This window comes from Cryobacterium sp. MP_M3 (assembly GCF_015752155.1).
GTDB lineage: Bacteria > Actinomycetota > Actinomycetes > Actinomycetales > Microbacteriaceae > Cryobacterium.
Genome location: NZ_JADOVI010000039.1, coordinates 1 through 3070, shown reverse-complemented (window position 1 = coordinate 3070; position 3070 = coordinate 1). Strand labels below are relative to the sequence as shown.

At 58.6% G+C, this 3070-nt stretch carries 3 protein-coding genes; 2 read left to right on the top strand and 1 reads right to left on the bottom strand.

Features of this window, described 5'->3' with window-relative positions:
* On the top strand, positions 1-233 hold a 233-nt coding region (locus IWX89_RS18695; RefSeq protein ID WP_231383489.1), incomplete at its 5' end, for a hypothetical protein.
* Between the two features lie 645 nt (positions 234-878).
* Here the strand turns inward: IWX89_RS18695 and IWX89_RS18160 are convergent.
* On the bottom strand, positions 879-2207 hold the full coding sequence (locus IWX89_RS18160) for a hypothetical protein (RefSeq protein WP_196904939.1): 1329 nt from the start codon (positions 2205-2207) through the stop codon (positions 879-881).
* A gap of 267 nt (positions 2208-2474) precedes the next feature.
* Between IWX89_RS18160 and IWX89_RS18155 the strand changes: the two genes are divergently transcribed.
* Positions 2475-2999 carry a recombinase family protein gene (locus IWX89_RS18155; protein WP_196904938.1) on the top strand — a complete coding sequence of 175 codons (525 nt, stop codon included), beginning with the start codon at positions 2475-2477 and terminating at the stop codon, positions 2997-2999.
* Positions 3000-3070: the final 71 nt, after the last annotated feature.

Here is a 3070-nt window from a genome sequence, read left to right as displayed (position 1 = left end):
TGGGCAGATCTGTTGGCCATGAGTGGGCAGTTTTCATGGCCACCAGCGGGCATTTCTACTGGCCGCCCGTGGGCAGTTCGGATTGGCCATTGACATCATCGCTCCGATGTGTGACTGTTGACGCTCTGTGGCGGCGTTCTGTGATCGCTTTGTGGCGCTCGTTTCCGACGAGCTTTACATCCATGTCCGAGATGGCACGAGAAGACCGCGACATCAAGCGCGAACAATTGTGAAGGTGATGGACAAGTTATGCGCCGCCATGAGCTTGGCGGCTGCAGCCAGACGCTCGCGGCTGGCCTGGTCGCCGATGCTGTCCGGCCAGTATCGGCCCTGAGCAGTGGGTCTAGACCTCGGTATGTCCCGGTCGACCGTGATCGGAACGAAGATTCTCCGCCTAAGCCGGCTGGTGATACTTCAAGGTGCGGTCTGCAAGCGGCGCGGCGAGTTCGATCTGCGCTCTCCGCAAGCTCTGCGAGTCGGGGCAGGTCGGTATCTCGGTAACGCCAGCCCTCTGCAAGTCGATAACGACGTCAGTTTGCGTCTCGGTTAGGACGAAGGTTTGAACCGTGTTGGCACAACCCTGCGCCGCGTCCCACCAAGCGATATTTACCGTTGTGTCGTTCAGATCTGTTTGTATTTTCGACCACGGGACAAGGTCGGAGAGCCTGGTCGAATCGATAGCTACGACCTGCTCTAAGGACTCGGGGTTTTGGCCTATGACGCTTAGAGACTCCGTTTCTGTTAGCGACGGCGCGTCAACTGTTGACGCTGTCGAAGCCGAAGGCGACGCCGTTGGTGTCCGCGGTTGGTTGGGCGAGGTAGGGGATGAACAAGCGGCTAGCACAAGGGCTGGGAGTATCAGGAAACTAAGTAGGCCTTTAGTAGCCAAGGGAGACATTTACCTGTCCGACATACTTGGACTGAGAGAACCATCCGCCGCTGCTGTCTCCGCTGCTGTGGAAGCCGAGGAGCGATGTGCTGCGTCCTACGGGGGCGCCGCTATCGCCTCCAATGCGTCCGTAAGAAGCTTTGACCTGGTCGCGGATCTCAAAGCTTCCGCCACCCGGAGCAGTGATGGTTCGTGTTTGTCCCAGAGCAGTTACTTGACCGCACGCCTGGAAGCCGTTGGTCTCTGCGTAGTTGGCGCCAGCCTGACAGACTGCATCACCTAGGCCAGCGTTACCGCTTTGCGTAAACCGAAATAGGTTGTTGTTGTTCACCCGCGTCTGCTCAGTGCCCGTTCCTGAAGGAATTTGTCCAACAACAAGGCAGTCGCAATTCGTGACAACCCCCGAGCGCCCCGTGCTACTGCTGGCGTTGCCAATATCACGGTTCGCGGCAGAACTTCCCTGGCTAATGATCGTTCCGTTCGTCCAGCAGTGGCCGGCCGTGATGGTGTAATAGCGACCGACGGCGTCACGCACGTTCGAATAGCCATCGGTGCACCGACCAGTTCCACCGCTGATCCATTGACCTCCGTAGAGGGGGCCGCTACTAAATTCGCGACTAAGGTCGCCTTTTCGCGTATCTTCATCGTCACGTGAAACCTTGATCTTGTCTCCGTAGCGAGCAGTGAGGGTTGCTTCCGCGTTCTCCGGGGAATCTGGAGAGAGGTCTACTGTCACGATGGAGTTGATAATGTCGACGCCGCTGCCTTCGAAGGCCAGTTCGCCGGAAAGTTTACTGTTGGCAATGTCGGACTCGAGAGCGTAAAGCGAATCGACAGATTGATTTACCGGCTTAAAGGTCGTCTCCGCCAGCCGTCCGACAAGGCTTGTCACAGTTGCCTGGACAGCTGGAGTCAGGTCACCAACGTAGGCAACAACAACCTGCCCTCCGGCCTTGTTATCAATCCACCCGCCGCCATAGAGCCCAGTGGGCTCGAGCAGCGCGTCGATTTTCTGAATGATCGGGCTCAGTTCTGCACGACGGGCCATGTCAGCGTCTTCGGCTGCGGTAAGCGGAATGCCAAGTCGGTCCCGGGAGAGGTCGCCGGCGTTAACTTCGGCGATGTGCGACGCACTGGCATCGAACCCAAATTCCTCACGCAGACGCACTTGAGTGTCATAGTCGCTCTGAGGGATGTCTGCTACCGCCGCGGGTGCGGATGCTTCAGCGGGTGAGGCGGTCAACCCAATCAGAGTTGTTGCGCCCACTGCTGCTGTTAGGGCGATGGTCAGGGCGGCGCGCGTTCTCGGGTGCTTCACAATGTGCCCCTCTTGGCGACCTGCATGCGGCGGTGTATGCGGTGAGATCACCCTAGGGCCTGCATGTGCCATGCGTCTATCGCCAACTTGCTGCCGGAGGCGAGGTGGATGTCTCAGAACCTAAAGCTTTTCGAGACACGCGAAGCCTCCCTCGAGCCGCAGGAAGAAGTGGCGGAGTTCCGGGACGCAGTTTGTCTTGGAAACTTGTCTCACTGCAAAGTGTCTTTGCTCCGACGCTTTTAGCAATTTCCAAGGCAGAATGGATCCGTGAGACATCTTGGATATACACGGGTCAGCACCAGAAGCCAAGACGCGAAGTTGCAGGTTGACGCTCTGGTTAAATCGGGCGTGCAAGAACGGGACGTTTTCGCCGACGTCACCTCGGGCAGCCGGACCGCGATCTCACGCCCTGGAATGAAAAAGCTCCTCGAGTACGCCCAGCCCGGCGACACCGTCGTCGTGTGGCGGGTCGATCGCCTCGGAAGATCCTTGATCGATGTGCTGAACACGGTGAAGCTGCTCCGGGAGCGCGACATACAGGTGAAGAGCATCTCGGACGGTATCGACCCGTCTACGACGTCGGGCCGACTGATGCTGAACATGCTCGCCACCTTGGCCGAGTACGAACGCGAGCTGATCACCGAGCGGGTGAACGCAGGCATCACAGCTGCCCGAAATGGCGGCACCAAGTTTGGTCGGCCCTTGTCCGATCCCGCGGTCGTAGCCGACAAACTCAAGCTCGTAACCGAGGCCCGGGCGAAGGGCCGCACCGGAATTTGTCAAGGCGAATGAGGCCAGTGGGAGTTTAGGCGGCTAGCGTCGCCGCGGGTTGGACCTTGTCTTGTTCTGCTGGTTTGTTGATC